This window comes from Cognatishimia sp. WU-CL00825 (genome assembly GCF_040364665.1).
Taxonomy (GTDB): domain Bacteria; phylum Pseudomonadota; class Alphaproteobacteria; order Rhodobacterales; family Rhodobacteraceae; genus Cognatishimia.
Genome location: NZ_BAABWX010000001.1, coordinates 703,489 through 729,776, shown reverse-complemented (window position 1 = coordinate 729,776; position 26,288 = coordinate 703,489). Strand labels below are relative to the sequence as shown.

Sequence of the window (26,288 nt, the reverse complement as noted above, 5' to 3'; positions counted from 1 at the left end):
TTTGACTAGTCCAAAGCCCGCAAACGTTTGATCAGGCTGGAAGTATCCCAGCGTGATCCACCAATTTTCTGCACGTCTTTGTAAAACTGATCCACCAAAGCCGTCAAAGGCAGGCTTGCGCCGGTTTCATTGGCAGTATCCAGACAAATGCCCAAGTCCTTGCGCATCCAGTCCACGGCGAACCCATGTTCAAAATGGTCATCCAACATGGTCTCATAGCGGTTTTCCATCTGCCAGCTGCCTGCGGCCCCCTGGCTGATCACTTCGACCACCGCCCGGCCATCCAGCCCGGCTTTTTCGGCAAAATGCAAGGCTTCTGAAAGGCCCTGAACCACACCGGCAATGGCAATCTGATTGCACATTTTGGTCATCTGTCCCGCGCCGCTGTCACCAATGCGACGGCAAATCTTTGCATAGGTCTGCATCACCGGTTCGGCCAGATCATACTGAGCCTGATCGCCACCGCACATCACTGACAAAACGCCGTTTTCAGCCCCGGCTTGGCCACCAGATATTGGCGCGTCGATAAATCCGATCTCTTTGGTTTGCGCCAAGTTATATAATTCGCGTGTGACCTTGGCAGAGACAGTGGTGTGATCGACAAATATTGCGCCGGGGTGCATAGCGGCAAAGGCCCCCCCCTCTGCCACACAAACCTGACGCAGATCATCATCATTGCCCACACAGCTCATTACAAATTCCGCGCCTTTGACGGCCGCTGCTGGTGTGGCTGCAAATGCGCCCTTATGCTGCTGTGCCCAGGCCTCGGCCTTGGCAGTGGTTCGGTTGTAAACCGTCACCTCGTGGCCCGCCGCTTGAAGGTGCCCAGCCATCGGAAATCCCATGACCCCAAGGCCCAAGAATGCTATTTTCGCCATGTGCTTTTCCCTCGTTCACTTTCACAGTAATGTCTGCCCGGACACGTCACCCCTGTGCAAGTTTTAAAAGGTCTCTGATGGCGATAATTTTCAAATGGCTGCTGCGATTGACAAGCGGCCTTCTGGTTCTTGGCGCGTTTGTGGCTGCGCTGATCTACTATTTTGCATCCAGATCTCTGCCCGAATACGACAAGACCTTGCAAACCGGTTTTGTCAGCGCACCGGTCGAAATCGTGCGAAATAACGCCAATGTGCCGCATATTTTTGGCGAAAAAGACCAAGACGTGTTCTTTGGCCTCGGCTACGCCCACGCCCAAGACCGGCTTTGGCAAATGGTTACATTGCGTCGCACAGCCCAAGGCCGTCTGTCCGAAGTTTTTGGCACAGCCACCGTAGATGTAGACCGTTTGATCCGACGTTTGGATATTTATGCACTCTCTGTCAGCTCGGTTGAGTCGTTATCACCGCGCACCCAAAGCATGATGAGCGCCTATGCCAATGGGGTGAATGCGCGGATCAACGAGGTGAACCGCAGCGCGCTAGGACGTGGTGCGCCAGAAATGTTTGTGTTTTCTGCCCCGGTCGCACCGTGGCGTGTGGCCGACTCTTTGGCAATCCAGCGTGTTATGGCGTTGCAATTGTCAGGGCATCTTAGCGAAGAAGTGCTGCGCGCGCGTCTGTCGTTGGTGGTCCCGGATAGCACGCGCCTGTCTGACATTTTGCCCGATTCACCGGGTGCAGGCATTGCCACACTGCCCGAATATGCTGCTTTGGTGCCGGGCAACAAACGGTTTGAACAAACCGCGCAGCTGACCCCACACTCTTTGTCGCCATTCCGGCCCCGAGGTTTGGCTGGGGCGTCTAATGCTTGGGCCGCAGCCCCTAACCGTTCAGCGTCTGGCGGCACATTGCTGGCCAATGACCCGCATCTTGGTCTATCGGCGCCAGCCATCTGGTATCTTGCGCGCCTGAACCTGTCATCGGGAGGGGTGATTGGCGGAACAATTCCTGGCATTCCCGCGATTTTGACGGGCCGAAATGAAAATCTCGGCTGGGGCGTCACCTCTGCCTATGTGGACGATCAGGATGTGCTGATCGAAGAGCTGAACCCGGCAAACCCAAACGAGTACCGCACCCAGGATGGATTTAAGAAATTCAGAACCCGCAGCTCTATTGTGCAAATCAAAGATGCGCCGCCCATCACGCTGACACTGCGCTGGTCAGACAATGGGCCGATCTTACCCGGCAGCCAATATGATTTGAAAACTGTGACCCCAAAAGGTCACGTGGCGGCGATCAGCTGGACCGCTCTTAGCCCCTCAGATACTTCGATGAACGCGGCGATTGACTTGATGTACGCCCGCGACGTGCAAGACGCGATTGCCAAGGCTGAATCCTACGTGTCTCCGGCCCAGAACTTAACGCTGATTGATGCGCAGAATATCGCGCTTAAAACCGTTGGGGCCATTCCTCGCCGCACCGCGCGGCACCAAAGCCAAGGACGCATGCCAAGCCTTGGATGGCGGCCGGAAAACCGCTGGCAAGGCAAATTGCCCTATTCCAGCAATCCGCAATTTGTTGCGCCAGTTGGCGGCATCCTTGGCAATACCAACAACAAAATTGTCGATCGCCCCTTCCCGCTGCACGTGTCTTTTACCTGGGGAGACAGCCAAAGGATCCAGCGCTGGCAAAGGTTGATGCAAGGCCGTCAGGTCCACACGCGCGACAGCTTTATCGAAGCGCAGCTAGATACAGTCAGCTTCTCTGCCCGCAGCCTTTTGCCCTTGGTGGCGGCTGATCTGTGGTTCACCGGTGAAACCACGCCAGAGGGCACCCAAGAACGTCAGCGTCAGCGGGCGCTGGGCCTGTTGGCCGAGTGGAATGGCGAGATGAACGAACATCTGCCGGAACCGCTGATTTATTCGGCCTGGATGCGCGCCTTGCAAACGCGGCTGATCAAAGACGAACTGGGACCGCTTGAACCGGAGTTCGCCCATGTCGAGCCACTGTTCATCGAACGGGTTTTCCGCGATGTGGACAATGCTGCTGTTTGGTGTGACGTGATCCAAAGCGCGCCAAAAGAAAGCTGCACCGATATGGCGCGCCTGGCGTTGGATGATGCGCTGATCTGGATCAGCGAACGGTATGGCACCCAACTTGAATCCCTGCGATGGGGTCAAGCCCACCAAGCCATGCACGACCATCAAGTGCTTGGCAAAGTCCCCTTGCTAAAGCATTTTGTGAACATCCGCCAATCCACCAGCGGCGGCGACAACACCCTGCAACGCGGGCGCACCTCTGGTCAAGGTCCTAACCCATTTCAAAACGTGCATGCGGCGGGCTATCGGGGTGTTTATGATTTTGCTGACCCCGACAGCTCGGTGTTTATCATTTCAACCGGGCAATCCGGCCATTTTCTCAGCCGTTATTATGATGATTTGGCCCAGCTTTGGCGGCGCGGAGAATATGTGCCGATGTCGCTGGATGAAGAGTTGGCGCGCGCCGCAGCCGTGGGTGTGACCCGATTGTTACCGTAAAAGAAAATCGGGTGAAGCCAGAGGTTCACCCGATTTATTAAGAGAGTATTTTTAGAGAGGTGAAGTCAGAGGGCTTTGAATTGCGCCGCCTGGCGCGGGGTCCATTTCACCGTGATCAAAAAGCCGGTTTCGGTCTGCTCTTCGCGCTCGATGATATTTTCCGAAAACAACCAGGCACGCTCTTTGCCCGCAGCAAACGGCAAATCAAGCGTGTCCACCATCAGATCGCCCTGCAGCCGCGTTGTAACTTCTGCCAGCAATTCATCGATACCTGCGCCGGTGATCGCCGAGATCGCAAAGATATCGTCTTCGCGGGCGGCTTTGGCCTGCATCGCTTCCGCCATATCCTCTGGCAATAGATCAACTTTGTTCCACACTTCAAGCTGTGGCGTGTCCTCAGACACCCCAAGCGAGGTGAGGATTTCAGTGACATCTTCGGCTTGAATATCTGACTCATCATGCGAGATGTCGCGCACATGCAAGATGATATCAGCCGCTAGCACTTCTTCGAGCGTTGCCCGGAAAGCCGCCACCAATTCTGTCGGCAAGTCAGATATGAAACCCACTGTGTCTGAAAGAATGACCTCGGGGCCTTCTTCCAGTTCAAGCCGCCGCATGGTTGGATCAAGCGTGGCAAACAACATGTCTTTTGCCAAGACATCCGCCCCGGTCACCCGGTTGAATAGTGTCGATTTACCTGCATTGGTATAACCCACAAGCGCCACAATCGGAAACGGCACTTTGGCGCGTGCATCGCGGTGCAACTCGCGGGTTTTAACAACTTTTTCAAGCTGACGGCGCAGGCGCACCAAATGGTCATCAATGGCCCGTCTGTCTGCTTCGATCTGGGTTTCGCCAGGGCCGCCAACAAAGCCCAAACCGCCGCGCTGGCGTTCCAGGTGGGTCCAGGCCCGAACAAGCCGGGTGCGCTGGTAAGACAGCGCCGCCATTTCGACTTGCAAAACACCTTCGCGGGTGCGGGCGCGATCAGAAAAAATCTCTAGGATCAGCGCCGTGCGATCAAGCAGTTTCACGCCCCATTCTTTTTCAAGATTGCGCTGCTGAACCGGTGTGACCGAGCCGTCAATCAGCACAAGCTCGATCTCTTCGGCTTGAAACTTGGCTTTAAGCTCGGCGATTTTACCCTTGCCAAACAACATGCCCGGCAACAGCTTTTGCAGTTTCACGATGTCAGACCCAATAACGTCCATATTGGGCAAGGCATGCGCCAAGGAAATGGCCTCTTCCAATGCGAAAGAGGCCTCACGTCTGGCGTTTGGATTTTTTAGCTCTGGTCGCAGCACCCACGCGCGGGTGACATGCTCTTCATGTTCCATCAAGAGGCGTCTTCACCCTCGTAAAGGCTGATAGGTTGCGCTGGCATTATGGTTGAAATCGCGTGTTTATAAACCAATTGGCTTTGTCCATCGCGACGCAACAGCACACAGAAATTGTCAAACCAGGTGATAACACCCTGCAATTTCACGCCATTAATAAGGAAGATTGTGACCGGAACCTTGGTCTTGCGTACATGGTTCAGGAATGCATCCTGAAGGTTCTGTCGATCCGAAGCCATAGCTTGTTCACCTTTTTTCTTGTTTTTTGCCACGGGTGCAGTTTGTCTGGATCAGAGTATGGTACGCCGGGCCACATTATGCCAGCCCTAAAACAGTCCAAAAGCCGTATTCAGAAAGCGAATTTTCGCTATTTGCGCCATAGATTGGGCGACAAAAGCGCAATAATTGCCAGAGTTTCAAGCCGCCCCAAAATCATCGCCACACATAAAACCAATTTCACCCAAGGGCCCAGTGCCAAAATTTCAATGGGGACCTCAGAGGCGGCTTGCACCAAGGGTCCAGTTGTTGACAGGGCGGAGATCGCTAGGATCAGCGCTTGTTCGATGCCGGTTCCTGCGGCGGCGATTGCCAATGTGACCGCGGTCATGGATAAAGCAAACAGCATGAAAAACACCCAGGCGATCAACGCGCCCTGACGGCGGATACGGCGCTTGCGTCCGCCAGATCCGCTGACCGAATTTGGATGCACAAGTCGCTCCATCTCGCGCAGACCCTGCAAGTACAAGGCATAGACCCGCAACAGTTTGACGCCCCCCGCTGTTGTCGCCACCCCGCCGCCAATCATCGCCAATCCCAGCATGATCAACCCCGGTGTGCCGAGTCCAGACCAGTTTTGGGCGGTCTGCCAGTCCATGCTTTCAAATCCAGTGGTCGACAAAAACGACATCACCGTAAAGATGGCCCCCCAGGCAGCGTGCAGGGCAGCGGTGATATTTTCTTCTTCGTTGACATCAATAGAGCCGATCCAATGGCGCATAAACAGCAGCATAGGCACTGTAATGACAACCAAAATTCCAAATCGAAACTCAGGATCTTTCAACAGGCTTTCGCGGCGCGTCGCCCCAAGATCGGTCGAAAATGTCTCGCGCGATAAGGCGAAAAACAGAAACAGGAAAATCAATATTTCGCCGCCAATCCCGGCCTGAGCGTTCTCGATGCCGCCCACAGCCGAAATGCCGCTGGTCGCCAGAACCGACATCGCGTGGCTCATGCCCACCAAGGGATCTTCGCCAAGGATCATCAACAGCACCCATAATACGGCCGTCAAACCGGCATAAATCGGGGCAAGATGTGCCAGCGTGCGCCGCCAACGCCGCCCGGCGTCCAATCGCCCCAGCCGGCTGCCATGGTCATTGAACGTTCCAAAATCGCTGCGGGCAGACACTTCAAAGCCACCCAGGCTGAGCGGCGAAAATACAGCAACAGCCGCGATCCACATCATCAACCCGCCTAGCCAGCCAACCATGGCGCGCCATAGATGCAGCGCCGGGGACAAGCGGTCAGGGTCTTCAAATAATATCAAACCTGTGGTCGTCAGGCAGCTGACCATATCAAGATAGGCGTTCAGATAACTTGTGGTGCGCAAAACTTCGTGAAACGGAAATGCCAAGGCAACCGGCAGGAAAATATAGGCCATCAGCAAAGACAACAGATAGTTTTGCAGCCTTTCCTCTTTGTCCTTTTTGTTATTCGCCAGCGCGATGGCCACCAAGCAAACCGCAAACAGCATCAACAAGCCGCCATAGAGAAACGAACGCGCCTCGAGGTAATCTTGCAATGTCAGCGCGTAAATGGCTGGCACAAACATAGCAATGCCAGCCACCCCCGCAAATTGCAGAAACAACGGCATGTTTTGAATGCGAATGACCATGGCTGCTAGAAATAATCGATCGAAACTTGCAGCAGGCGTTCCACTTCGCCAATGTCTTTTGCCAGCGCAAACAAAGCGATGATATCACCTTCGTTAACGCGGGTTGAACCAGTGGGTTTCACCACGGTGTCCCCTTGCAAAAGTCCGCCAATCAACACGCCTTCGGGAAAATCAATATCGCGCACCTGCTGGCCAGCAATTGGCGAGGTCGACAACACCTCAGCTTCGATGATTTCTGCCTCTGCATCGCCGAGCGAATACACATCGCGCACCCGCCCATGACGAATATGGCGCAGGATCGACGACACCGTTGTGCCGCGCGGATTGATATGCGCGTCAATGCCCAAAGGCACCATTAAGGGCACTAACGTCGGGTCATTGATCAGTGCAATCGCCATTGGACATCCCTGGGACTTGGCCCGTACAGCACTGAGAATATTGGTTTTATCGTCATCTGTGACCGCCAGAACTGCGTCGGCGCGTTCGATGCCAGCTTCGCGTAACAACGCTGCGTCCAAACCATCACCATGCAACACAATAGTGCGTTCAAGCGCCTCGGCGGCGGCTTCTGCCACCGCGCGGTCTTTTTCAATCATCTTGGCACGTATGGCGCGGCCCGGCAGCTTCTCTAGTTCTTCGGCAACCATACGCCCAACATTGCCACCGCCAATCAAAATGACGCGCTCTTGTTTGGTCGAAGTTTTGCCAAAGATCTCTAGTGTGCGCTTGGCGTCTTCGACCTTGGTCATGACATAGATTTCGTCGTTCACAAACAACTGGTCACCCGCGTCCGGTGCAAAAAGCGTACCATCCCTGCGGACTCCGACAACCACCGCCTCCAAAGTCGTAAACAAATCAGACAGTTGCCGCAAAGGCGTGTTCACCACTGGGCATTCATCATCCAGAGCGATGCCCAGCATCTGCACTTTGCCGTCGATAAAAAACTCTGTGTCAAAGGCCGAGGGGGCCGAAAGACGTTTCAACGCCGCGGCCGCCACTTCGCGCTCGGGGCTGATCACCACCTCAATCGGCATGTGATCGCGCCGGTACAAATCAGAATAGATCGCGTTAAGATAAGATTGCGCCCGCAGGCGTGCGATTTTGCGCGGCACATTAAAAACCGAATGCGCGACCTGACAGGTCACCATATTCACTTCGTCAGAATGCGTGGCGGCAATGATCATATCCGCATCGCGCGCGCCTGCCCGATCCAGAACGTCTGGATAGCTGGCAAATCCAGCCACCCCCTGAACATCCAATGTATCCGTGGCACGCCGCACAAGATCAGCGTTGCTGTCAACGACCGTGACGTCATTGCGTTCGTTCGCCAAATGGCGCGCGATCTGCCAGCCAACCTGACCAGCTCCGCAAATGATGACCTTCATAGGTGCCTCCGCAATATCCCGTCCCTCGGTGTGTCAGACTTGGTCGCGACGGTCAAATACTTCGCGCAGGTTTTAGCCAGGTTCATCCACACTTGCGACGCGACTACCCGCCTTATTAGAGGTCACAACCCCCAATGATTTCAGCTTCCTATGCAGCGCTGAGCGCTCCATGCCCACAAAGGACGCCGTGCGGCTGATATTGCCGCCAAACCGATTAATCTGTGTCAGCAAATATTCCCGTTCAAAGGCCTCGCGCGCTTCCCGCAGCGGCAATGTCGCCAAGGCACCGGACAGAACCACGCGCCCCTCTTCCGCTGACGGCGCTTCGTCGCCCGGCAATTCGCGCGCCTCGATCGGACCAGAGCCGTCACCCAAAATAAGCACCCGTTCAATCAGGTTCTTAAGCTGGCGCACATTTCCCGGCCAGCTCATGGTTTGCATCAACGCAATCGCCTCGTCAGTCAACTCGCGCATTGGCAAGCCCTGACTTTCATTGAATCCTTTGATGAATTCTGCGGCCAATTCAGGGATATCCTCGCGTCGATCTGCCAAGGACGGAACTGTAATTGGCACAACATTCAACCGGTGATATAGCTCTTGGCGAAAACGCTCTGCGGCGATTTCTGCCTCAAGGTCTTTACTTGTCGAGGAAATCACCCGCAGATCAACGCGAATATTGTCGCTGCCGCCAACACGGCTAAAACTTTGATCCACCAACACTCGAAGAATTTTGGACTGGGTGCCAATCGGCATATCCGCCACTTCGTCAAAATAGACGACGCCACCGTTCGCCTGTTCCAACAAACCTTGTTCCACACCGCGTTCACCGCTTTCACGGCCAAACAGCACCTCCTCCATCCGGTCCGGTTCAACGCCGGCGCAATTCACTGTGACAAAGGGCCCGCTGGCACGGCTTGAATGGGCATGAATATAACGTGCCGCCACCTCTTTGCCTGATCCCGCAGGTCCGCGCAGCATCACCCTGCCATTGGATTTTGTCACCTTATCAAGCTGCGACACCAAGGTGCGAAAGGCAGTACTTTCGCCAATCATATCAGTGGCTTTGCTATCCTGACGCTTAAGCGCGTGATTTTCCTGCCGCAGACGGCTGGTTTCCATCGCGCGGCGAATAACCACCAGCAATTGATCAATATTGAAGGGCTTTTCGATGAAATCATATGCGCCTTGTTTGATAGCCGCCACCGCAATTTCGATATTGCCATGTCCGGAAATGATCACAACAGGCACATCCGGGTAATCGCGTTTCACAGCTTTCAGAATGTCGATGCCATCCATCTGGCTGTCTTTCAGCCAAATGTCCAAAATCATCAGCGCGGGTTGTTCAGATGTGACCTGTTGCATGGCCTCGTCACTGGTGCCCGCTATCCGCGTTGTATAGCCTTCGTCTTCCAAAATATCCGAGATCAGCTCTCGAATATCGCGCTCGTCATCTACGATTAATATATCGCCCATCTGCATCACCCCGCCTCATTTTCATTAACTGAACTGGCATCCGCCACACTCGTTACCGGCAGAGTGATCTCTGCCATTGCCCCATAATGGGCATTTCCGTCAAAAACAGGCGCATCGAGCAAAGCCAGGCTGCCCCCATGTTCTTCGATAATCTTTTTTACAATCGGCAACCCCAAACCGGTGCCTTTGTCACGTGTCGTGACATAGGGTTCAAACAGTTGAGCCCTGTTTTCAGGCAAACCAATACCGTTATCCGCAATGCGAATGACACATTGCTCTTCCTCTCGTGTCAGGGAAATCTGAATCTCAGGCACCAGACCATCTATTTTTCCCTTTTTCTCAAGGCTTTCAATAGCTTCGCCCGCATTCTTGATAAGGTTGGTCAGCGCCTGCGACAACATCGTGTTATCTGCATGCGCCATCACAGGATCATCGCCTAAGTCACTGACAAATTTAACATTTGGCTGGCCAGACTCTTGCAAAAGCACCGCGTCAGCCAAAATCTGGCGAATCTCGACGTCCCGCCGCTCTGGTTCTGGCATACGCGCAAATTTGCTGAATTCATCCACAATACGACGCAAGTCATTTGTCTGGCGTATAATAACATCTGTCATCTGCTCAAGCTTTTCACTGTCATCGCCAACACGCGGCGAAAACTTGCGTTTGATCCGCTCTGCAGACAACTGAATGGGCGTCAATGGATTCTTGATCTCATGGGCAATCCGGCGGGCAACATCGCCCCAGGCCGCCATGCGTTGCGCCGCCACCAGATCCGTCACTTCATCAAAGGCCAGAACATAGCCTTCCAGATTGTTGTCTCCGGCGCGCCGGGTGGAAATCGTTACCAACAGGCTTTCCAATTTGCCGTTGCGCACCACTTTGATTTCTTGCTGCACAACTTCGTTGCCGCTTGCAATCAACGTATCAAACAGCTCGCCAAATTCTGGGACAGCTACAGCTAAAGGCACCAAGCGCCGGCCATCCGGCATTTCCAATAGACGCTCTGCGGCGCGGTTCAAAAACGAAATACGCCCGTCGCCATCCAGCCCCAAAACGCCTGAAGTGACCGAACTTAGCACCGAGTCAAACAACCGGCGACGCACTTCGATTTGGCGGGTATTTTCCAACAGCGTTTCGCGTTGGCCCTTTAATTGTCGCGTCATCTGGTTGAAATACCGCCCCAACATGGCAATTTCATCATCGCCATCTTCTTCGATGACCTGCAAATCCAAATCACCTGACCCAACCCGTTGCGCTGCACCTGTCAACCGGCCAACCGGGCGCGACAGCCTTTCAGCAAACCACAGCCCCATCCAGGTCGCAGCCAATATCAAAATCACTGCAAAACCGATGTAAACAAGGCTAAACTCAAACAGCACACGCCCACGTTCGTTTTCCAGCTGCGCATAAAGCTGTGCGGTTTCCTGAGTTTCATCCAACAGGCTAAATATTTGGGAATCGATGTCGCGGCTGACATAAACAAACCGATCTACAAAGCCATCCAGTCGCACCAAGGCCCGCAATTCGCCCTGCTCAAGATCACGCATGATGGCAATGCCGGATTCAAACGCGGTGTTTAAATCCGCTTCGGCCGGTTGCTCAAAGTCAAACAAATAGGAACGGTCGCCACGTGCGCGTAATTCTCCGGCCCCATCCACAATAAAGGCCTCGCGCAATCCACGTTGGCTTTGCGACTGGGCTTGACTCAGCAATTCACGAAAATCACCCGCGGCAAAAATCGTGCGCCGGGCAAATTTGCTGGCCTCGATAAAATCTGCGACGGCCTTGGCATCAGATTCCAAGTCTCGCACGTGCTCTTCTTCATAGGCGCGCGCGGCCGAGACAGAACTGCCCACCACCCGGCTTACCCGTTCCGAAAACCAGCCTTCTAGGCCAATATTGATGGTTAATCCGGCAAAAATAGCCACGGTGACGGCTGGCACCAAAGCCATCAACGCAAAGGCTCCGGTCAAGCGCATGTGCAGGCGGGACCCTGCTGATTTGGCCCTGCGCGAGGCGATCATACGTGCCACACGCTGCAGCACCAAAGCAGCTACAAGCAACACATAGACAAAATCCGCCAGCAGAATTGACCGCAAAGACACTGTCGTTGCGCCGCGGTCAAACGGACCCATAATCAGAAATGTTGCGAGGGCCAGAATGGGCCCAAGCACAACCAACCCGAAGGTCGCAAAATTCTGCAAGCGTCTTTGACGTTGCAACCGCCTGAGGCGGACCCAATGTGTTGTTTTTGCCCGGGTAGTCACCCGCAGCCCCCAATTGATTTTGTGTCGCAAACGCGACGTACCGCCATATTTAGTGGTCAAACTAGAACATGCGTCCCATTCGCCACGCTATGTGGCAGTTTTACATCAACTTGCGGCGGCGTGTCACGTGAATATCCAGATCAGTGATCTTCTTACGCAAAGTATTTCGGTTAATACCCAATAAATCCGCGCATTTTGCCTGATTTCCGCCGGTGGCATCCAATGCAATCTCGATCAGCGGTGCCTCTATTTCACGTAGGATTCGCGCATAAAGCCCCGGCGGCGGCAACATATTGCCATGCAAATCAAAATAGCGCCGCAAATGTCGCTCAACAGATCCAGACAATTTTTCGCTTTCACTGCCGCCCAACAGAGGCACAGCTTCGGGCTGGCTACCCAGCACAGATTCCGCTTCTGATCTGGTGATTTCCTCACTGCGCGAGGTCAGAACCAAGCGTTTGACGGCATTTTCCAGCTGACGCACATTGCCCGGCCAGCTGTAAGCGCGAAACAACTCGCGCGCCTCGGCGGAAAACAGGCGCAACGGTGCCCCATCCCGTTCGGACCGCGATAGGAAATGATCAACCAGCAGCGGGATATCATCCACACGTTCGCGCAAACTTGGCACATGCAACGCCGCACCGTTTAACCGATAAAACAAATCCTGACGCACTGTGCCTTTTTCCACCGCATCCATCAGATCGTTCTGGCTGGTGGCCATAAAACGCGGCGCGTTGTCGCCCGGATTGTCAATCATACGCACGATACGCGCCTGAATTTCCTCGCTCAGATCAGAAACTTCATCAAACAGGATCGTGCCGGCCTTGGCACGAGCCATGACGCGCGCTGGCCCTTCCAAATCAGCAATATCAGCGCCGGTCACCGTGACAAACGGCATGCTGCGACGGTCTGAAAAGTCGTGAATTTCTTTGGCAATCAGCGATTTACCAGTACCTGATTCTCCCGAAATCAAAACCGGCAAATCCGTGTTCATCACGCGCGCGACAACCCGGTACAGCGCTTGCATCACCGGAGTGCGTCCCACCAATGGCAGCTCTTCAGGCCGTGCATCTTCCGCACCCTGCGCAGGTGCCGATGACCGACGCTTTTCGCTGAGCGCCTTGCCAGTCCGCTTCATAAGATCAGGCAGATCAAAAGGCTTTGGCAAATAGTCATAAGCGTCTGCCTCGGCCGCCTGAATTGCCGTCATAATGGTGTTCTGCGCTGAAATGACGATCACCGGCAATCCGGGACGGTCTTCAGCGATTTTTGGCAGCATTTCCAAGCCATTGCCGTCAGGCATCATCACATCGGTGATCACCACATCACCTTTGCCCTCGTCGACCCAACGCATCAGCGTGGTCAAAGAGCTTGTGGCGTGAACTTTGCAGCCCGCCCGGGTCAAAGCCTGAGTCAAAACGGTGCGAATTGTACGATCGTCATCTGCAACAAGAACGGTGCCGTCCATTGCTATGTCTCCTCTGAGGGAATGATATCTTTGGGCGCACGCGACAAAGAAATACGAAATACGGTGCGGCCAGGCACAGATTCAACCGAAATCCAGCCGCCATGATCTGAGATAATTTTACTAACCAGAGCCAGGCCAAGCCCGGTGCCATTTTCACGCCCCGACACAAAGGGATCAAAAATGTCCCCCTTGATGTCCTGTGGTAGACCTGGGCCATCATCGATGATTTCAACCTGTAGCGGCAAAGCAAGTCCGGATCCGTCATTGCGACGCAGCTTAAAACTGTGCTCAAAATAGCTCCGAATGCGAATGGTACCGCTTTTTCCGGCCGCTTCAGAGGCATTTTTCAGCAGGTTCAAAACAACCTGCAACAGTTGGTCAGAATCACCAAGCGCATAGGGCAGCGATGGGTCATAATCTTCGATGATATTCATATGGGCTCCAAAGCCCAGCAAGGCTGAACGACGCGCCCGATCCAGAACATCATGAATATTCACCGCGTTGCGCGCCGGGGGACGCAGGTTTCCAAACTGCTCGACTTGTTCCAGCAATTTCACGATCCGCCGGCTTTCTTCAACAATCAGGTCCGTTAGTTCCAAATCTTCAGAAGGCAAATTCATCGACAACAATTGCGCAGCACCGGTGATGCCCGCCAATGGGTTTTTGATTTCATGTGCAAGCATCTCTGCCATGCCAATCGCCGATTTGGCCGCACTTTTCACATTGTCTGTTTTGGTGGCCCGGCTGGCCAATTCGCGCGGCGAGATCAAAAAGATCATGTCGCCCGTGGCCCCATCCTCGGCCCCAATGACCGGTGCGATCTGCACGTTGCACTGCACGGGTGGCGCATTCCCAGTCCCGACATCTACATCATTCACAAACAACGGCGTGCCATGGCGGCGCGCCCGTGAAAACGCCTCTTCTAACGGCGCGTCAACCGCCAGCCTATCCCAAACCGGCGTACCGCGCAGGGACTTGGCAGACCCATTCAGAAAAATCTCGGCAACACCATTCACGTCCACAATCTTATCGGCGCTGTCCACCAACAAAGCTGGAACCGGCAAGGAGGTCCACAGGGATGAATTGGAAATCATGCAGCTGTCCTTTCCACAGAATACACCAGAGCGTCTGGCAATAAATCCAAGACCTCTTCGGCGGTTCTTGCAGTCAGAACCCGGTGGCGCAGCGGTTTATCAGTTGCCGCGTGATCCATATACCAGCCCAAGTGTTTTCGCGCGACTTTCTGCCCCAGTGCCCTGCCATAAAAGATAAGCATTGCCTCGTAATGCTTTGATACCATGCTTATAAATTCACTTCCTTCAGGTATCACTGGAGCTTTGCTTCCATAAAGATTTGCTGCCACCAAGGCAGGCAGCCAAGGCTGACCTTGTACGCCGCGCCCCATCATCACACCGTCTGCCCCTGACTGTCGTAATGCGGCCTTAGCACTGGCGGTATCAACAATATCGCCATTGGCAATAACCGGAATAGACACCGCATTTTTGACCGCCGATATCGCGGACCAATCAGCAGCGCCTTTGTAAAACTGACACCGTGTGCGCCCATGTATGGTCACCATTTGAATGCCTGCCAATTCCGCACGCTTGGCAAGGTCAGGCGCATTGAGCAGCTGATCATCCCAACCCAGGCGGGTTTTCAATGTCACCGGCACATCAACGGCGGCCACCACTGCCTCGATCAATTGCAACGCATGATCCAAGTCCCGCAGCAATGCCGACCCCGAGGCCCCGGCCCCGCTGGCGCTGGTCACTTTCTTTGCTGGACAGCCCATGTTGATGTCGATGATCTGCGCGCCATTGGCCTCGGCCATACGCGCGGCTTCGGCCATCCAATGGGCTTCGCACCCAGCGATCTGCACCGCCGTTCCCGCCACGCCAAAGCCAAGCTCTGCCTTTTCGCGCACGCCGGGTTTGGCATGCACCAAATCCTGCGAGGCGATCATTTCTGACACGACCAACCCGGCCCCAAACCCAGCGACCAACTCGCGAAACGGCAAGTCGGTGATTCCAGCCAATGGGGCCAGAAAAACCGGGGGGGTTAAAGCAATGTCTCCGAGTCGTATCGCCACAGTCAGTTCCTTGGTCGTTGTGCTTAAAATAGGCCCATACAGAGGGGCCAGCAATGATTTCGCACGAAAAAATGTCCTAGAATTACGCATTTGCCTATTTTTTAATCACACGCAAGGGGTAGATTGCGTCTTTCCATGGCAGGTCTTAGACAGGCGACATGACATGTGCAGAACAAAAAACCGCTGCGGTAATCGTTGCCGCCGGGCGCGGAACACGGGCCGGAAAAGGCTTGCCTAAACAATGGCGTCCCTTGGCGGGACGCCGGGTGGCCGACTGGACCGTTGCGGCCTTTTGCGACCATGACCAGATCGATCAAATTATACTCGTGGTGCACCCCGATGACACGGCCCATTATAGCACAATTGATCATGCCAAAGTCACCTGCGTCTTTGGTGGGGCCAGTCGCGATATTTCTGTGCGCAAGGGGCTTGAAGCCCTGCAAGATCAAGGTATTTCCAAGGTCTTGATCCACGATGTCGCCCGCGCCAGTGTCTCGCAGGACTGTATCTCTGACGTGATCTGCGCACTCAACAGCCACGACGGCGCGGCCCCCGCACTGCCCGTCACCGACGCGCTTTGGCGCGGTGATAAAGGCGCGGTCAGCGACACCCATCCGCGCGATGGCCTGTTTCGCGCCCAGACCCCCCAGGGCTTTGATTTTAAAAAAATCCTATCCGCCCACAAAGACTTTCGTGGCAGCGCGACGGATGATGTAGAGGTCGCCCGCGCCGCCGGCATCACAGTCAAGATCACGCAAGGCGATGAAAACAATCTGAAAATCACCACCCCGGCAGATTTCAAACGGGCAGAAAAAATCCTGAGAGGACCTATGGATATTCGGCTAGGCAATGGCTTTGACGTGCATGCGTTTGAACAAGGGGATCACGTCACCCTCTGTGGCGTTCACATCCCACATGACAAAAGGCTCAAGGGCCACTCTGACGCGGATGTGGGCATGCATGCAGTCACCGATGCCATTTACGGCGCTTTAGCCGAAGGTGACATCGGGCGGCACTTCCCGCCCAGCGATATGCAATGGAAAGGCGCTGATAGTGCGATTTTTTTAAAACACGCCGTCGATCTTGCAACGTCTAAAGGATATGCCATCAGCAATATTGACTGTACGCTGATCTGTGAACGCCCCAAAATTGGTCCGCATGCTGCCGCCATGATGGCCCGCATGGCCGAAATCATGGGGCTGCGCGCCGACCAGATCTCTGTCAAAGCCACCACAAGCGAGCGCCTCGGTTTTACCGGTCGCGAAGAAGGCATCGCCTCCATTGCCACAGCCACATTGGTGAAACCATGACCCGCACACTTGCAAATATGATCGCCACGGTTGGTGGCACCGGCTATCTGAAACCTGCACCGGGCACTTGGGGCTCGGCTGTTGCTGTGCTGATGGCGCTTGCCCTCCATTATCTAGGCGGCGTCACCCTGCTTGCCCTTGCAACCGTTGTGGTTTTCTTTGTGGGCTGGTGGGCCACAGCCCAGGTCACCGCAGGGCAAGACGACCATGACCCTAGCGAGGTAGTGATTGATGAGGTCGCTGGTCAGTGGATCGCCCTCTTGGTGACCAGTTATGGAGCCTCGCGCATGGGCATTGACCCCCTGAAACTATACCCCGGTTGGATTGCAGGCTTTGCGCTGTTTCGCCTGTTTGACATCACCAAGCCCAACTTGATTGGCTGGGCCGACCGTCGCGGTGATGCGCTTGGGGTGATGCTGGATGACGTGATCGCTGGCATTTATGCGGCCATTGGCACCGCCATTTTGGCCTTTTTATACCATGTGGTGATCCTATGAGTTTGGCCGCTGACGTTCTTAAGGCTGCCAAGGCCAAGGGTCTGCGCATTGCCACCGCTGAAAGCTGTACCGGAGGTCTTGTGGCCGCAGCACTTACCGATGTGGCCGGATCTTCCGCGGTGTTTGAACGCGGCTTTGTCACCTATACGAACCTGGCCAAACAACAAATGTTAGGCGTGTCTGAACAGACGCTTGAGGCCTTTGGGGCCGTCAGCGAGCAGGTTGCGCGCGAAATGGCCCAAGGCGCCGCCCAACACAGCGGCGCAGATCTAGCTGTGTCGGTCACTGGCATCGCAGGCCCCGGCGGATCAGAGTTCAAACCCGAAGGCCGCGTCTGTTTTGGCATCACTTTGCAAACAACCACCGTCACAGAAACGGTGGAATTTGGGGCAATTGGCCGCGCAAATGTGCGCGATGCGGCTAAGAATCATGCTCTTTCACTGCTGCTCAAACACGCATCCTAATTGCGGTTAGTTTTTAAGCAAACACCGCCACCAAGCGCCTAAACATTAATCAATCTGCAATTTGCCAATAAAATAAGCGTGTTCCTGCCAAGCGCCTCTTTGTTTTGCACCCCGCATAGGGTTTTTCGCCCCTCAACGGATAAATGAGGGAAAGGAAAAGACCATGAACGGAGCGGACACCGCCTGGATCATCGTCGCCACAGCACTTGTGCTATTTATGACATTGCCAGGATTGGCTTTGTTCTATGGCGGCCTCGTACGCGCACGCAACGTGCTGAGCGTCTTTATGCATTGCTACGCGATTGCTTGCCTGATGAGCGTGCTATGGTTTGTATTTGGCTACTCTATCGCCTTTGGCGAAGGCACCAGCGGCTTTTGGGGCGGCACCGGCAAGTTCTTCTTGGCGGGCATCACCGCAGACAGCCTATCTGGCACCCTGCCCGAGATCCTGTTCTTTGCCTTTCAGATGACTTTTGCAATCATCACACCAGCACTGATCGTGGGTGCCTATGTGGAGCGCATTGGCTTTGGCTTTGTTCTGCTATTCTCCTCTCTCTGGATGCTGCTTTGCTATGCTCCGGTTGTACACTGGATTTGGGGCGGCGGCATGTTGGCTGACGGTGGTATTTTCGGCGACACTGGCGTCAGAGACTTTGCCGGTGGCATCGTGGTACATGAAACCGCCGGTCTGGCAGCGCTGCTTATCGCGGTTGTGCTTGGCCCACGCAAAAACAGAACCACCCCGCCCCATGCTCCTTGGATGGTGATGATTGGCGCGGCGATGCTTTGGGTTGGCTGGTTTGGCTTTAACGGCGGCTCACAGCTGGCGGCAGACGGCGGCGCGGCCATGGCGCTAACTGTCACTCATATCTCTGCGGCAACGGCCTCGCTGACCTGGGCTCTGTGGGAAAAAATCAAATACGGCAAGGCCTCTTTGGTGGGTCTGGTCACCGGGACCATCGCAGGCCTTGCCTCGATCACCCCAGCCTCTGGTTTTGTTGGCCCAGTCGAAGCACTGATTATCGGCGCAGTTGCCGGTGTCCTGTGCCAAGAGGCGGTGAATGTCATCCGCAACACCTTTAAGATCGACGACACGCTGGATGTCTTTGCGGTACACGGTGTTGGCGGTATCTTTGGCACCATCATGATCGCGGTGTTTGGTGCTGGCGCATGGGCTGCGCAATTGGGCGGCCTGGCCATAGTAGGCGCTTTCACATTGGTGGTGACATTTGTGCTGATCAAAGTCTGCGCGCTGATCACACCATTGCGGGTTGATGCAGAGACCGAAACCAACGGTCTGGATCTGACGGTACACGGCGAACGCGCCTACGACATCAGTTCGTAACCCACAGCTCATATGATCAACAAAGGCGGCCCATCGGCCGCCTTTTCTCGCGCTGCGCTTATGCCAATCGCTGCTTAACCAGCGGATACAACGCCAAGAATTGCACAATCGCCCACAGGATCTCTGGCACCAGAAAGACCCACACTATTAGCGAAATATCAGACATCAGGGCGTTGATCATCGCAACCGAAAACAACACCCGACCAGCGGCATCATATAAGCCCAAACGCGTGTCATTCCAATTCAGCCGCACCAAGGCCCAAATCACCACCACTGATCCAAAAAAATTGCCAAACAACACCGCATGTACATCAAGTGGCGGCAATGCCCCGTCGCTGGTAAGGCCATGCAACGGCGTCAATCCAAAGTTCCAAAGCACTCCCAAAGTAAATGGCAGCGCAAACGGCCAGGTCACGATCAAATCCCACCAGGCAGACAGCCGATAGATCCTATTTGCAGCGGTTTCAGAAAACATTTTAACCCTTTCCATAATGGTTCGGGGAGGTCATAAACCTAGGACCATAGTCCAAGGTCAACAGAAATATGCGCATCGGTGAACTTGCCCAAAAAACAAATGTCAGCGCGGACACGCTACGGCTGTACGAAAAACGTGGCTTGATCAAATCCGACCGCCAAAACAACGGCTATCGCGATTTTGACGCCTCGATGGTGCAATTGGTTTTGTTGATCAAAAGCGGTCAAAAACTTGGGTTCAAACTGCGCGAAATGGACGGGCTGGCCAAGGCCGTCACGGGATCGGGTCTTAGCCAGGATGAAACAAGCAAACTTCTTGGGGATAAACTCTCAGAGGTTGACGCCAAAATCAGAGAGTTGACCCAACTCAGAGCGCTGCTGGCCGACATGATGCAGCAGGCCTGTCCGCTTAGGGCGCCAAAAACTAAGATTGCTTAAGCGTTATAAAGCTCTGCCGCACGTTTCTCAAAAGCCATAACAATCCGGTGCATTGCTTCGTTAAAGACCACACCAATGATGCCTTGCAAGATGGCACTTTTGAATTCGAAATCCACAAAGAACGAGACCTCACAGCCGCCGTCGGCGTCTTTAAAGTCCCAGGTGGATTTCAAAAACTTGAACGGCCCATCTAGGTATTCGGTATCAATGCTCATGGTTTCGGGGTGCAACACCACCCGCGACCCAAAACGCTCGCGGAACACTTTGAACGAAATCACCAGATCCGCCAGCATCACCTCTGAAGCTCCGTCCTGATCCCGCGAACGGATGCGTGCGGCGGCACACCACGGCAGAAACTTTGGATAAGCAGCCACATCCGCAACCAGATCATACATCTGTTGCGCGCTATAAGGCAGGGCCCGGGTTTCCGAATGGGTCGGCATAAAGCAGTAAACGTCCTATTGTCTGATTTTCGCGTTGGACAGTGGTGGCTCATTTCGTATGGTACGAACGAAAAAGCAAGAGGGCAGCATGACACAGCCACCATATGTGATCGATAAGATGATCTCGGCAAAATCCATTGCCGCCCGCATCGAAGACCTTTGTACAGAAATTCGTAATGAATACGCCGACACCGACAAGCTGGTGGTCGTTGGCCTGTTGCGCGGCTCTTTTGTCTTTATCGCCGATCTTGTGCGCGAGCTGGATCTGCCAGTCGAGGTCGATTTCCTCGAAGCCTCCTCTTATGGCAACAGCACCGAAAGCAGCCGCGAAGTGCGTATTCTAAAGGATTTACGTGGCGAAATTCATGACCGCGATGTCTTGGTTGTGGAAGACATCGTCGACACCGGCCACACATTACACCACGTCAAACACCTGTTGGAATCTCGCGCTCCACGCAAAATGAAAACCATCGCTTTGCTTGATAAACCTTCACGGCGCGAAGCAGATGTGCGGGCCGACTGGGTTGGCTTTGAAATCCCGGATGAATTTGTTGTCGGCTATGGCATCGACTATGCCCAACGCAATCGCAACCTGCCCTATATTGGCAAAGTTCGGTTCACCGATTGAACCTGCGTCATCTCCTTAGACTCTCGATGCTGGTGCGTCGCCCTCCGTCGGCGCGGCGCCGCAAACTCGTGGCGCTGGTCTTGCTGCTTTGCTTTGCTCTCTTTGCAATTGAGTATTTTGTGGGCTGGCCTGACAGCCTGACAATTGACAGCTCCCGCCCAAAGTTCACGCGCCCCTAAACTAGGCTGGCAATAAACCTTTGGTTTTTATCGCGGCCGTTTTCATCTCATCCACCATTCTCGCACGCAGCCTGCGCACGCGCGGGGCATCTTGCAGCTCGGTATGGCAAGCGACCCACAAAGGTATGCTGGGAAGCGCACAGTCAATATCCACGCGACGCAATCCAGATTCCACATCTCCGACAAAACAAGGCAACGCCGTGCGCCCAATCCCTTGGCGCGCCAATCGCGCCGCCACAAGATATGTATCCGCCTTTGCCGCAATTTTTTGCCCTGCAATATGCGCGGTAACCTCTTGCCCGACTGTGCCACGCGCAATTTGCCCCGTTAGCCCAACCCATGCATCTTGGCCGCCCTCAGCTTCGTAAATCGCAAAAGGCAAATAGCCCACCAAATCGCCTGAATATGTTTCAGGCAGTTGATCTGTCGGACGTATCGCCAGATCGACCTGCGCGCGCCCAAGGTCCAAATGTGAATTTGTACTGATGACGGTCAACCGTAACTCAGGGAAATCAGCCGTAATATTGGCGACAACCTCTGGCAAAACGATAGAAGATAATGAATCTGTCGACGTCAGTCGCAGCGCGCCCTGTACTTGGCTATTTTGCCCAGCCAAAGCGGCCTCCATGAAATGCATCGACTCTTCAACACCCCGTAATGCATCGGTGATCCGCGCATATTCTGGTATAATTTCATACCCTTGCGCCGATTTATCAAAGATCCGAACCCCATACCGCTCTTCAAATGAAGCGATCCGGCGCAGAACCGTTGCATGGTTCACCCCAAGCCTGCGCGCGGCCCCGCTGACCGTGCCGGATTCAACCACCGCCAATACAAATCGTATGTCATCCCAGTTATCGTTGTGCATAAATCGAATACATTTCTTCACTTTTCGCTAATGTACATCTAATTTAGCACAGGCAATATGGGCAGCATAGTTAGACAGGGAGACATTTAATGAATTTCAAACTTTTGACAGCCTCCGCACTCGCCATAGTTCTAGGCGCGTCGGTGACAGTTGCGGACAGCCACGCTGACAAAGCGATCATGGAGGCAATCAAGGCGCGCCAAGGTCAAATGCAACTTTATTCCCATAATCTTGGCGTCTTAGGGGCCATGGCCAAAGGCGATGTTGCCTATGATTCCGCAGCTGCAAAAGCCGCAGCAGACAATCTCGCTGTGGTTTCAGGCCTCAATGCCATGACAATGTGGCCCCAGGGTTCTGACAGCTCTAGTGTTGAAGGCACACGCGCCAAAGCAGAAATCTGGAGCAATTTCCCTGACGTTGGCGCAAAAGCAGGCGCATTAAACGCCGCTGCCGTTGCCATGGCTGGTGCAGCCGGTACAGACTTGGACGCGTTGCGCGCAGCAATGGGCCCGCTTGGCGGCGCATGTAGCGCATGTCACAAAGCCTACCGAAGCAGATAAATCCAAGGAACAAGCATGGCCCGCATACTTCGCCTATTTATTTTCGTTGGCATTTTGGGCCTTGCTGCCTTTTTCTATCTGACACGCCCAGTTGGCGTCGATCCCGACGACTTTGCAAACTTGGTGGGCGACCCAAGCCATGGGACCCAGGTGTTTCATGCTGCGGGTTGCGCATCTTGCCACGCAGCGCCTAAAACCGACTTCAGCGATCACCCCATTCTGTCAGGTGGGCAAAAATTTCCATCCCCTTTCGGAACCTTCAACGCGCCCAATATTTCACCTGATCCGCAAAACGGGATCGGCGGTTGGACTTTGCTTGAATTTGCCAATGCCGTTCAAGCAGGCGTTTCACCGGATGGCGCGCATTATTACCCCGCTTTTCCCTATACGGCCTATGCCAAGATGCGACCCCAAGACGTGGCAGATCTAAAGTCCTTCATGGATGCGCTCCCAATATCTTACAGCCCGAGTCTGCCACATGATGTTGGCTTTCCCTTTAACATACGGCGCACCCTTGGCGGCTGGAAACTGCTGTTTGCCAATTCAGATTGGGTTCTGACAAATGCCGAAAGCCCGGAAATTGAGCGCGGGCGCTATTTGGTCGAGGCACTAGCCCATTGCGGCGAATGCCACACACCTCGCAACGCGCTGGGCGGGTTGAAACGCGGTGACTGGTTGCAAGGGGCTTTCATTCCCGGAGAAGGCAAAGTGCCTGCCATTGCCAGCGGCCAGCTTGACTGGGCACCATCCGATATCGCCTATTATCTTGAAACTGGGTTTACACCAGAGTTTGACAGCGCGGGCGGTGCCATGACACATGTTGTGGAAAACATGGGGCAATTGTCTGCATCAGACCGTGAAAGCATTGCTGCCTACCTTAAGCTGATACCATAGATACCAAAAGCAACCATCTGAAAACATTACATTAAACACGTCAGTTAAAGCCCTGAATGCGTCAAATTCCTGCGCATCCAGGACTTGCCATTACTGACCCAATTTCGCCATACGCGCGTCGCGCAATTTCGCAAAATCATCGCCTGCATGATAGGAACTGCGTGTCAAAGGAGTGGCCGAAACCATCAAGAACCCTTTACCATAAGCTGCCTTTTCATAGGTCTTAAATTCCTCCGGAGTCACAAAACGGTCGACCCGGTGGTGCTTTGGTGTCGGCTGCAAATACTGTCCGATCGTCAGAAAATCGATATCCGCCGCGCGCATATCCTCCATCACCTGCACCACAGATTGCCGATCTTCGCCCAGTCCCACCATGATGCCCGATTTGGTAAACATCATTGGGTCCAGCTCTTTCACGCGTTGCAACAAGCGCAACGAATGGAAATACCGCGCACCGGGGCGCACCTCGGGATACAGCCCAGGCACGGTTTCCAGATTGTGATTAAACACATCAGGTTTGGCCGCAACCACCACTTCCAACGCCGAAGAATCACAGCGGATAAAGTCAGGTGTCAGAATCTCAATTGTGGTGTTCGGAGACTGCCTGCGCACCGCGCGAATGGTTTGAGCAAAATGTTCTGCGCCACCATCTTCCACGTCATCGCGATCCACCGAAGTAATCACAACGTGGTTCAGACCCAGCTTTTTCACCGCATCCGCAACCCGGCCCGGCTCAAACACGTCCAAAGCCTCTGGTGGCTTGCCAGTCGCAATGTTGCAGAACGTACAGGCGCGGGTACAAACCTCACCCATGATCATCATGGTTGCGTGACCCTGGCTCCAGCATTCACCGGCATTGGGGCAACCCGCCTCTTCGCAAACCGTGACCAGCTTGTTTTCCCGCATGATTTTCTTGGTGGCATTATAGCCTTCGCCGGTTGGCGCTTTCACCCGAATCCATTTTGGTTTCTTGGGCTGCACATTGTCCGGTCGTTTGGCTTTTTCCGGATGGCGTTGTTCTGGGATCTTAAGGTCTCTCACGCAGCTTTCCTTACGACAGATTCAGTCTCGTTTCAGATAACATAACGCCCCAATCATGATAGGGCCAGAGGCGCAATGCCGTTATGCGTTTGTGGCAATTGGGCCAGAATACCAACATCAATGAAAGTCTCTTTGACGTTAAACAACCTTCGACATTGCGCGAAACTTAGAATCGTTTTAATTCGGCGCCCAAGACGACATTCAAACCAGAGGTATAAGCATGTTCGCAGGACAAAAACTTCCAGCCGTGACCTTTCGCACCCGCGTTCGCGATGAAAGCATCGAAGGCCCTAACCCATTCCGTTGGCAGGATATGACAACCGCAGATTACTTCGCGGGCAAACGCGTTGTTTTGTTCTCTCTGCCGGGCGCTTTCACGCCAACATGCTCGACTTACCAACTGCCAGGCTTTGAAAACGGTTTCGCCGATTTCGCCGCCGAAGGCATCGACGAAATCTATTGCATGTCCGTCAACGACAGCTTTGTGATGAACAAATGGGCCGAAGCTCAGGGCATCAAAAACGTTAAAGTGATCCCTGACGGCTCTGGTGAATTCACCCGCAAAGTTGGCATGCTGGTCGACAAAGACAACGTTGGCTTTGGCATGCGCTCTTGGCGCTATGCGGCCATCATCAACAACGGCGTGGTCGAAGCATTCTTCGAAGAGCCAGGTCGCGATGATAACCACCCCGAAGATCCCTATGGCGAAAGTGCGCCAGAAAATGTGATGAAGCACTTGAAAGCCAAAGCTGAAGTCGCGGCTTAAGCCCCTACAGTTTCCAGATAGACACTTGAAAAGGCACGCTTAATGGCGTGCCTTTTTATATTACAGAAGCCTTGGGCTGTAACAATCCCTGCCCCACCTCGGTCAAAAGCGTTGCCAGCTCTGCAAACCAACCGTCGTCATCGCTGCCTGCACGCCGCACCAACCCAATCTGACGCGATGGTTGCGGCTCTGCAAATCGGCGCAGTGTAATGCCAGGTGTCGCCGCCTGCTCAACCTGGGCTGCGAGTTCCGGCATCAAGGTCAGGCCAAACCCAGCTTCCACCAGTCTTGAAAGCGTGGACAGCGAGGACGCCCCCATATTGATCTGGCTATGGCCGCGCCCGCGCCCACAAACATCCAGCGCTTGATCGGTCAAACAATGACCATCTTCAAGCAGCATCAACTGATGGTTTTCCAAGGCCGTTGGTTGCAATGACTCGACCGCTGCCTCCAGCGCATCAACCCGCGCCGGCGTGCCCGCCAGCAGAAACCGATCCTCAAACAATGGCACATCGGTCAGCCCCTCAACCCCCGACGGCAAAGCCATCACAGCCGCATCCAAATTGCCAGCCTCCAGCAAACCAATCAACCGATCCGTTTTTCCCTCCATGACCTGCACGTCCAGCGAAATGTCGCGCGCCCGCAGCGCGGCCAAGGCGCTGGGCAGCAAATAGGGCGCTATGGTTGGGATCATGCCAAGCGCCAGCTTTCCAGCCAAACCAGACCGCCAGCGTGCAGCGCGCTCCAGATCGGCAACATCCGCCAAAATGCGATTGGCATAGTCCAAAGTCTGCCGCCCAAATGGCGTTAACACAATGTCCCTGGCATGGCGCTCAACCAAGCGTCCGTTCAACGTTCGCTCTAATTCACGGATCTGGACCGACATCGCAGGCTGGCTGACAAAGCAAGCCGCCGCCGCCCGGCCAAAATTTCGGTGTGTGGCCAAGGCTTTAAAGTAACTGAGTTGCTTGATGGTTAAGTTCATAACTTTAAACTATCAAAACAATGAAAAACTACAATTGGATATTATAAATCTTTCTTGGCAAACTGGGGTCA

25 protein-coding genes are annotated in these 26,288 nt (G+C 54.2%); 10 read left to right on the top strand and 15 right to left on the bottom strand.

Annotated features, from left to right (window positions below; genetic code table 11):
- Nucleotides 1-5: 5 nt before the first annotated feature.
- On the bottom strand, nt 6-878 hold the full coding sequence (locus ABXG94_RS03540) for an NAD(P)-dependent oxidoreductase (RefSeq protein ID WP_353532338.1): 873 nt from the start codon (nt 876-878) through the stop codon (nt 6-8).
- 77 nt (nt 879-955) lie between these two features.
- On the opposite strand from ABXG94_RS03540, the gene ABXG94_RS03535 reads away from it, so the two are divergent.
- Nucleotides 956-3,415, top strand: coding sequence for a penicillin acylase family protein (locus ABXG94_RS03535; protein WP_353532337.1), 2,460 nt, complete (start codon nt 956-958; stop codon nt 3,413-3,415).
- A gap of 65 nt (nt 3,416-3,480) precedes the next feature.
- Here ABXG94_RS03535 and hflX read toward each other — a convergent pair whose 3' ends face one another.
- The 9 genes from hflX to dusB form a co-directional block, all read right to left on the bottom strand.
- On the bottom strand, nt 3,481-4,752 hold the full coding sequence (gene hflX / locus ABXG94_RS03530) for a GTPase HflX (RefSeq protein ID WP_353532335.1): 1,272 nt from the start codon (nt 4,750-4,752) through the stop codon (nt 3,481-3,483).
- Nucleotides 4,752-4,991 carry an RNA chaperone Hfq gene (gene hfq / locus ABXG94_RS03525; protein WP_008204623.1) on the bottom strand — a complete coding sequence of 80 codons (240 nt, stop codon included), beginning with the start codon at nt 4,989-4,991 and terminating at the stop codon, nt 4,752-4,754. The genes hflX and hfq overlap by 1 nt, the downstream gene beginning before the upstream one ends.
- A 128-nt stretch (nt 4,992-5,119) precedes the next feature.
- The gene (locus tag ABXG94_RS03520) at nt 5,120-6,643 is read right to left on the bottom strand and encodes a TrkH family potassium uptake protein (protein ID WP_353532333.1); all 1,524 of its coding nucleotides are present in this window, start codon (nt 6,641-6,643) and stop codon (nt 5,120-5,122) included.
- A gap of 5 nt (nt 6,644-6,648) precedes the next feature.
- Nucleotides 6,649-8,028 carry a Trk system potassium transporter TrkA gene (trkA, locus tag ABXG94_RS03515; protein ID WP_353532332.1) on the bottom strand — a complete coding sequence of 460 codons (1,380 nt, stop codon included), beginning with the start codon at nt 8,026-8,028 and terminating at the stop codon, nt 6,649-6,651.
- A 72-nt stretch (nt 8,029-8,100) separates the two neighbouring features.
- A complete protein-coding gene (ntrX, locus tag ABXG94_RS03510; RefSeq protein WP_353532331.1) occupies nt 8,101-9,501 on the bottom strand; it encodes a nitrogen assimilation response regulator NtrX in 1,401 nt (466 codons plus the stop codon).
- Between the two features lie 5 nt (nt 9,502-9,506).
- Complete coding sequence (locus ABXG94_RS03505) at nt 9,507-11,768, bottom strand: sensor histidine kinase NtrY-like (RefSeq protein ID WP_353532330.1); 2,262 nt, start codon at nt 11,766-11,768, stop codon at nt 9,507-9,509.
- A 100-nt stretch (nt 11,769-11,868) separates the two neighbouring features.
- Nucleotides 11,869-13,236 (bottom strand): response regulator, encoded by a 1,368-nt coding sequence (locus ABXG94_RS03500; protein ID WP_353532329.1) that lies wholly within the window; start codon nt 13,234-13,236, stop codon nt 11,869-11,871.
- Between the two features lie 2 nt (nt 13,237-13,238).
- Nucleotides 13,239-14,330: a two-component system sensor histidine kinase NtrB gene (locus tag ABXG94_RS03495; RefSeq protein ID WP_353532328.1), complete on the bottom strand. Its 1,092-nt coding sequence runs from the start codon at nt 14,328-14,330 to the stop codon at nt 13,239-13,241.
- The gene (dusB, locus tag ABXG94_RS03490) at nt 14,327-15,325 is read right to left on the bottom strand and encodes a tRNA dihydrouridine synthase DusB (RefSeq protein WP_353532327.1); all 999 of its coding nucleotides are present in this window, start codon (nt 15,323-15,325) and stop codon (nt 14,327-14,329) included. Before dusB ends, ABXG94_RS03495 begins: the two co-directional genes overlap by 4 nt.
- Nucleotides 15,326-15,483: 158 nt before the next feature.
- Here dusB and ABXG94_RS03485 point away from each other — a divergent pair, with 158 nt between their 5' ends.
- The 4 genes from ABXG94_RS03485 to ABXG94_RS03470 all read left to right on the top strand — a co-directional run bounded on the left by ABXG94_RS03485 (nt 15,484) and on the right by ABXG94_RS03470 (nt 18,941).
- On the top strand, nt 15,484-16,635 hold the full coding sequence (locus ABXG94_RS03485) for a bifunctional 2-C-methyl-D-erythritol 4-phosphate cytidylyltransferase/2-C-methyl-D-erythritol 2,4-cyclodiphosphate synthase (protein WP_353532326.1): 1,152 nt from the start codon (nt 15,484-15,486) through the stop codon (nt 16,633-16,635).
- Nucleotides 16,632-17,132, top strand: coding sequence for a phosphatidylglycerophosphatase A family protein (locus ABXG94_RS03480; protein WP_353532325.1), 501 nt, complete (start codon nt 16,632-16,634; stop codon nt 17,130-17,132). The genes ABXG94_RS03485 and ABXG94_RS03480 overlap by 4 nt, the downstream gene beginning before the upstream one ends.
- Nucleotides 17,129-17,596, top strand: coding sequence for a CinA family protein (locus tag ABXG94_RS03475; RefSeq protein ID WP_353532324.1), 468 nt, complete (start codon nt 17,129-17,131; stop codon nt 17,594-17,596). The genes ABXG94_RS03480 and ABXG94_RS03475 overlap by 4 nt, the downstream gene beginning before the upstream one ends.
- 163 nt (nt 17,597-17,759) lie before the next feature.
- Nucleotides 17,760-18,941, top strand: a complete 1,182-nt coding sequence (locus ABXG94_RS03470; RefSeq protein ID WP_353532323.1) for an ammonium transporter — start codon at nt 17,760-17,762, stop codon at nt 18,939-18,941.
- 58 nt (nt 18,942-18,999) lie between these two features.
- On the opposite strand, the gene ABXG94_RS03465 is transcribed toward ABXG94_RS03470, so the two are convergent.
- Nucleotides 19,000-19,416, bottom strand: coding sequence for a hypothetical protein (locus ABXG94_RS03465; protein ID WP_353532322.1), 417 nt, complete (start codon nt 19,414-19,416; stop codon nt 19,000-19,002).
- 68 nt (nt 19,417-19,484) lie between these two features.
- On the opposite strand from ABXG94_RS03465, the gene ABXG94_RS03460 reads away from it, so the two are divergent.
- A complete protein-coding gene (locus ABXG94_RS03460) occupies nt 19,485-19,853 on the top strand; it encodes a MerR family DNA-binding transcriptional regulator (protein WP_353532321.1) in 369 nt (122 codons plus the stop codon).
- Here ABXG94_RS03460 and ABXG94_RS03455 read toward each other — a convergent pair.
- Nucleotides 19,850-20,296 (bottom strand): type II toxin-antitoxin system RatA family toxin, encoded by a 447-nt coding sequence (locus tag ABXG94_RS03455; RefSeq protein WP_353532320.1) that lies wholly within the window; start codon nt 20,294-20,296, stop codon nt 19,850-19,852. The genes ABXG94_RS03460 and ABXG94_RS03455 overlap by 4 nt on opposite strands.
- Before the next feature lie 88 nt (nt 20,297-20,384).
- Here ABXG94_RS03455 and hpt point away from each other — a divergent pair, with 88 nt between their 5' ends.
- Nucleotides 20,385-20,924, top strand: a complete 540-nt coding sequence (gene hpt / locus ABXG94_RS03450) for a hypoxanthine phosphoribosyltransferase (protein ID WP_353532319.1) — start codon at nt 20,385-20,387, stop codon at nt 20,922-20,924.
- Between the two features lie 180 nt (nt 20,925-21,104).
- Here hpt and ABXG94_RS03445 read toward each other — a convergent pair whose 3' ends face one another.
- Complete coding sequence (locus ABXG94_RS03445) at nt 21,105-21,971, bottom strand: LysR family transcriptional regulator (RefSeq protein WP_353532317.1); 867 nt, start codon at nt 21,969-21,971, stop codon at nt 21,105-21,107.
- Between the two features lie 89 nt (nt 21,972-22,060).
- On the opposite strand from ABXG94_RS03445, the gene ABXG94_RS03440 reads away from it, so the two are divergent.
- Nucleotides 22,061-22,531 carry a c-type cytochrome gene (locus ABXG94_RS03440; RefSeq protein ID WP_353532315.1) on the top strand — a complete coding sequence of 157 codons (471 nt, stop codon included), beginning with the start codon at nt 22,061-22,063 and terminating at the stop codon, nt 22,529-22,531.
- Between the two features lie 15 nt (nt 22,532-22,546).
- On the top strand, nt 22,547-23,425 hold the full coding sequence (locus ABXG94_RS03435) for a c-type cytochrome (protein ID WP_353532314.1): 879 nt from the start codon (nt 22,547-22,549) through the stop codon (nt 23,423-23,425).
- 90 nt (nt 23,426-23,515) lie between these two features.
- Here ABXG94_RS03435 and lipA read toward each other — a convergent pair whose 3' ends face one another.
- A complete protein-coding gene (gene lipA / locus ABXG94_RS03430) occupies nt 23,516-24,466 on the bottom strand; it encodes a lipoyl synthase (RefSeq protein WP_353532313.1) in 951 nt (316 codons plus the stop codon).
- 220 nt (nt 24,467-24,686) lie between these two features.
- On the opposite strand from lipA, the gene ABXG94_RS03425 reads away from it, so the two are divergent.
- Nucleotides 24,687-25,232, top strand: a complete 546-nt coding sequence (locus ABXG94_RS03425; protein ID WP_353532312.1) for a peroxiredoxin — start codon at nt 24,687-24,689, stop codon at nt 25,230-25,232.
- Nucleotides 25,233-25,287: 55 nt separating this feature from the next.
- Here ABXG94_RS03425 and ABXG94_RS03420 read toward each other — a convergent pair whose 3' ends face one another.
- Nucleotides 25,288-26,217 carry a hydrogen peroxide-inducible genes activator gene (locus ABXG94_RS03420; RefSeq protein WP_353532311.1) on the bottom strand — a complete coding sequence of 310 codons (930 nt, stop codon included), beginning with the start codon at nt 26,215-26,217 and terminating at the stop codon, nt 25,288-25,290.
- Nucleotides 26,218-26,288 lie beyond the last annotated feature (71 nt).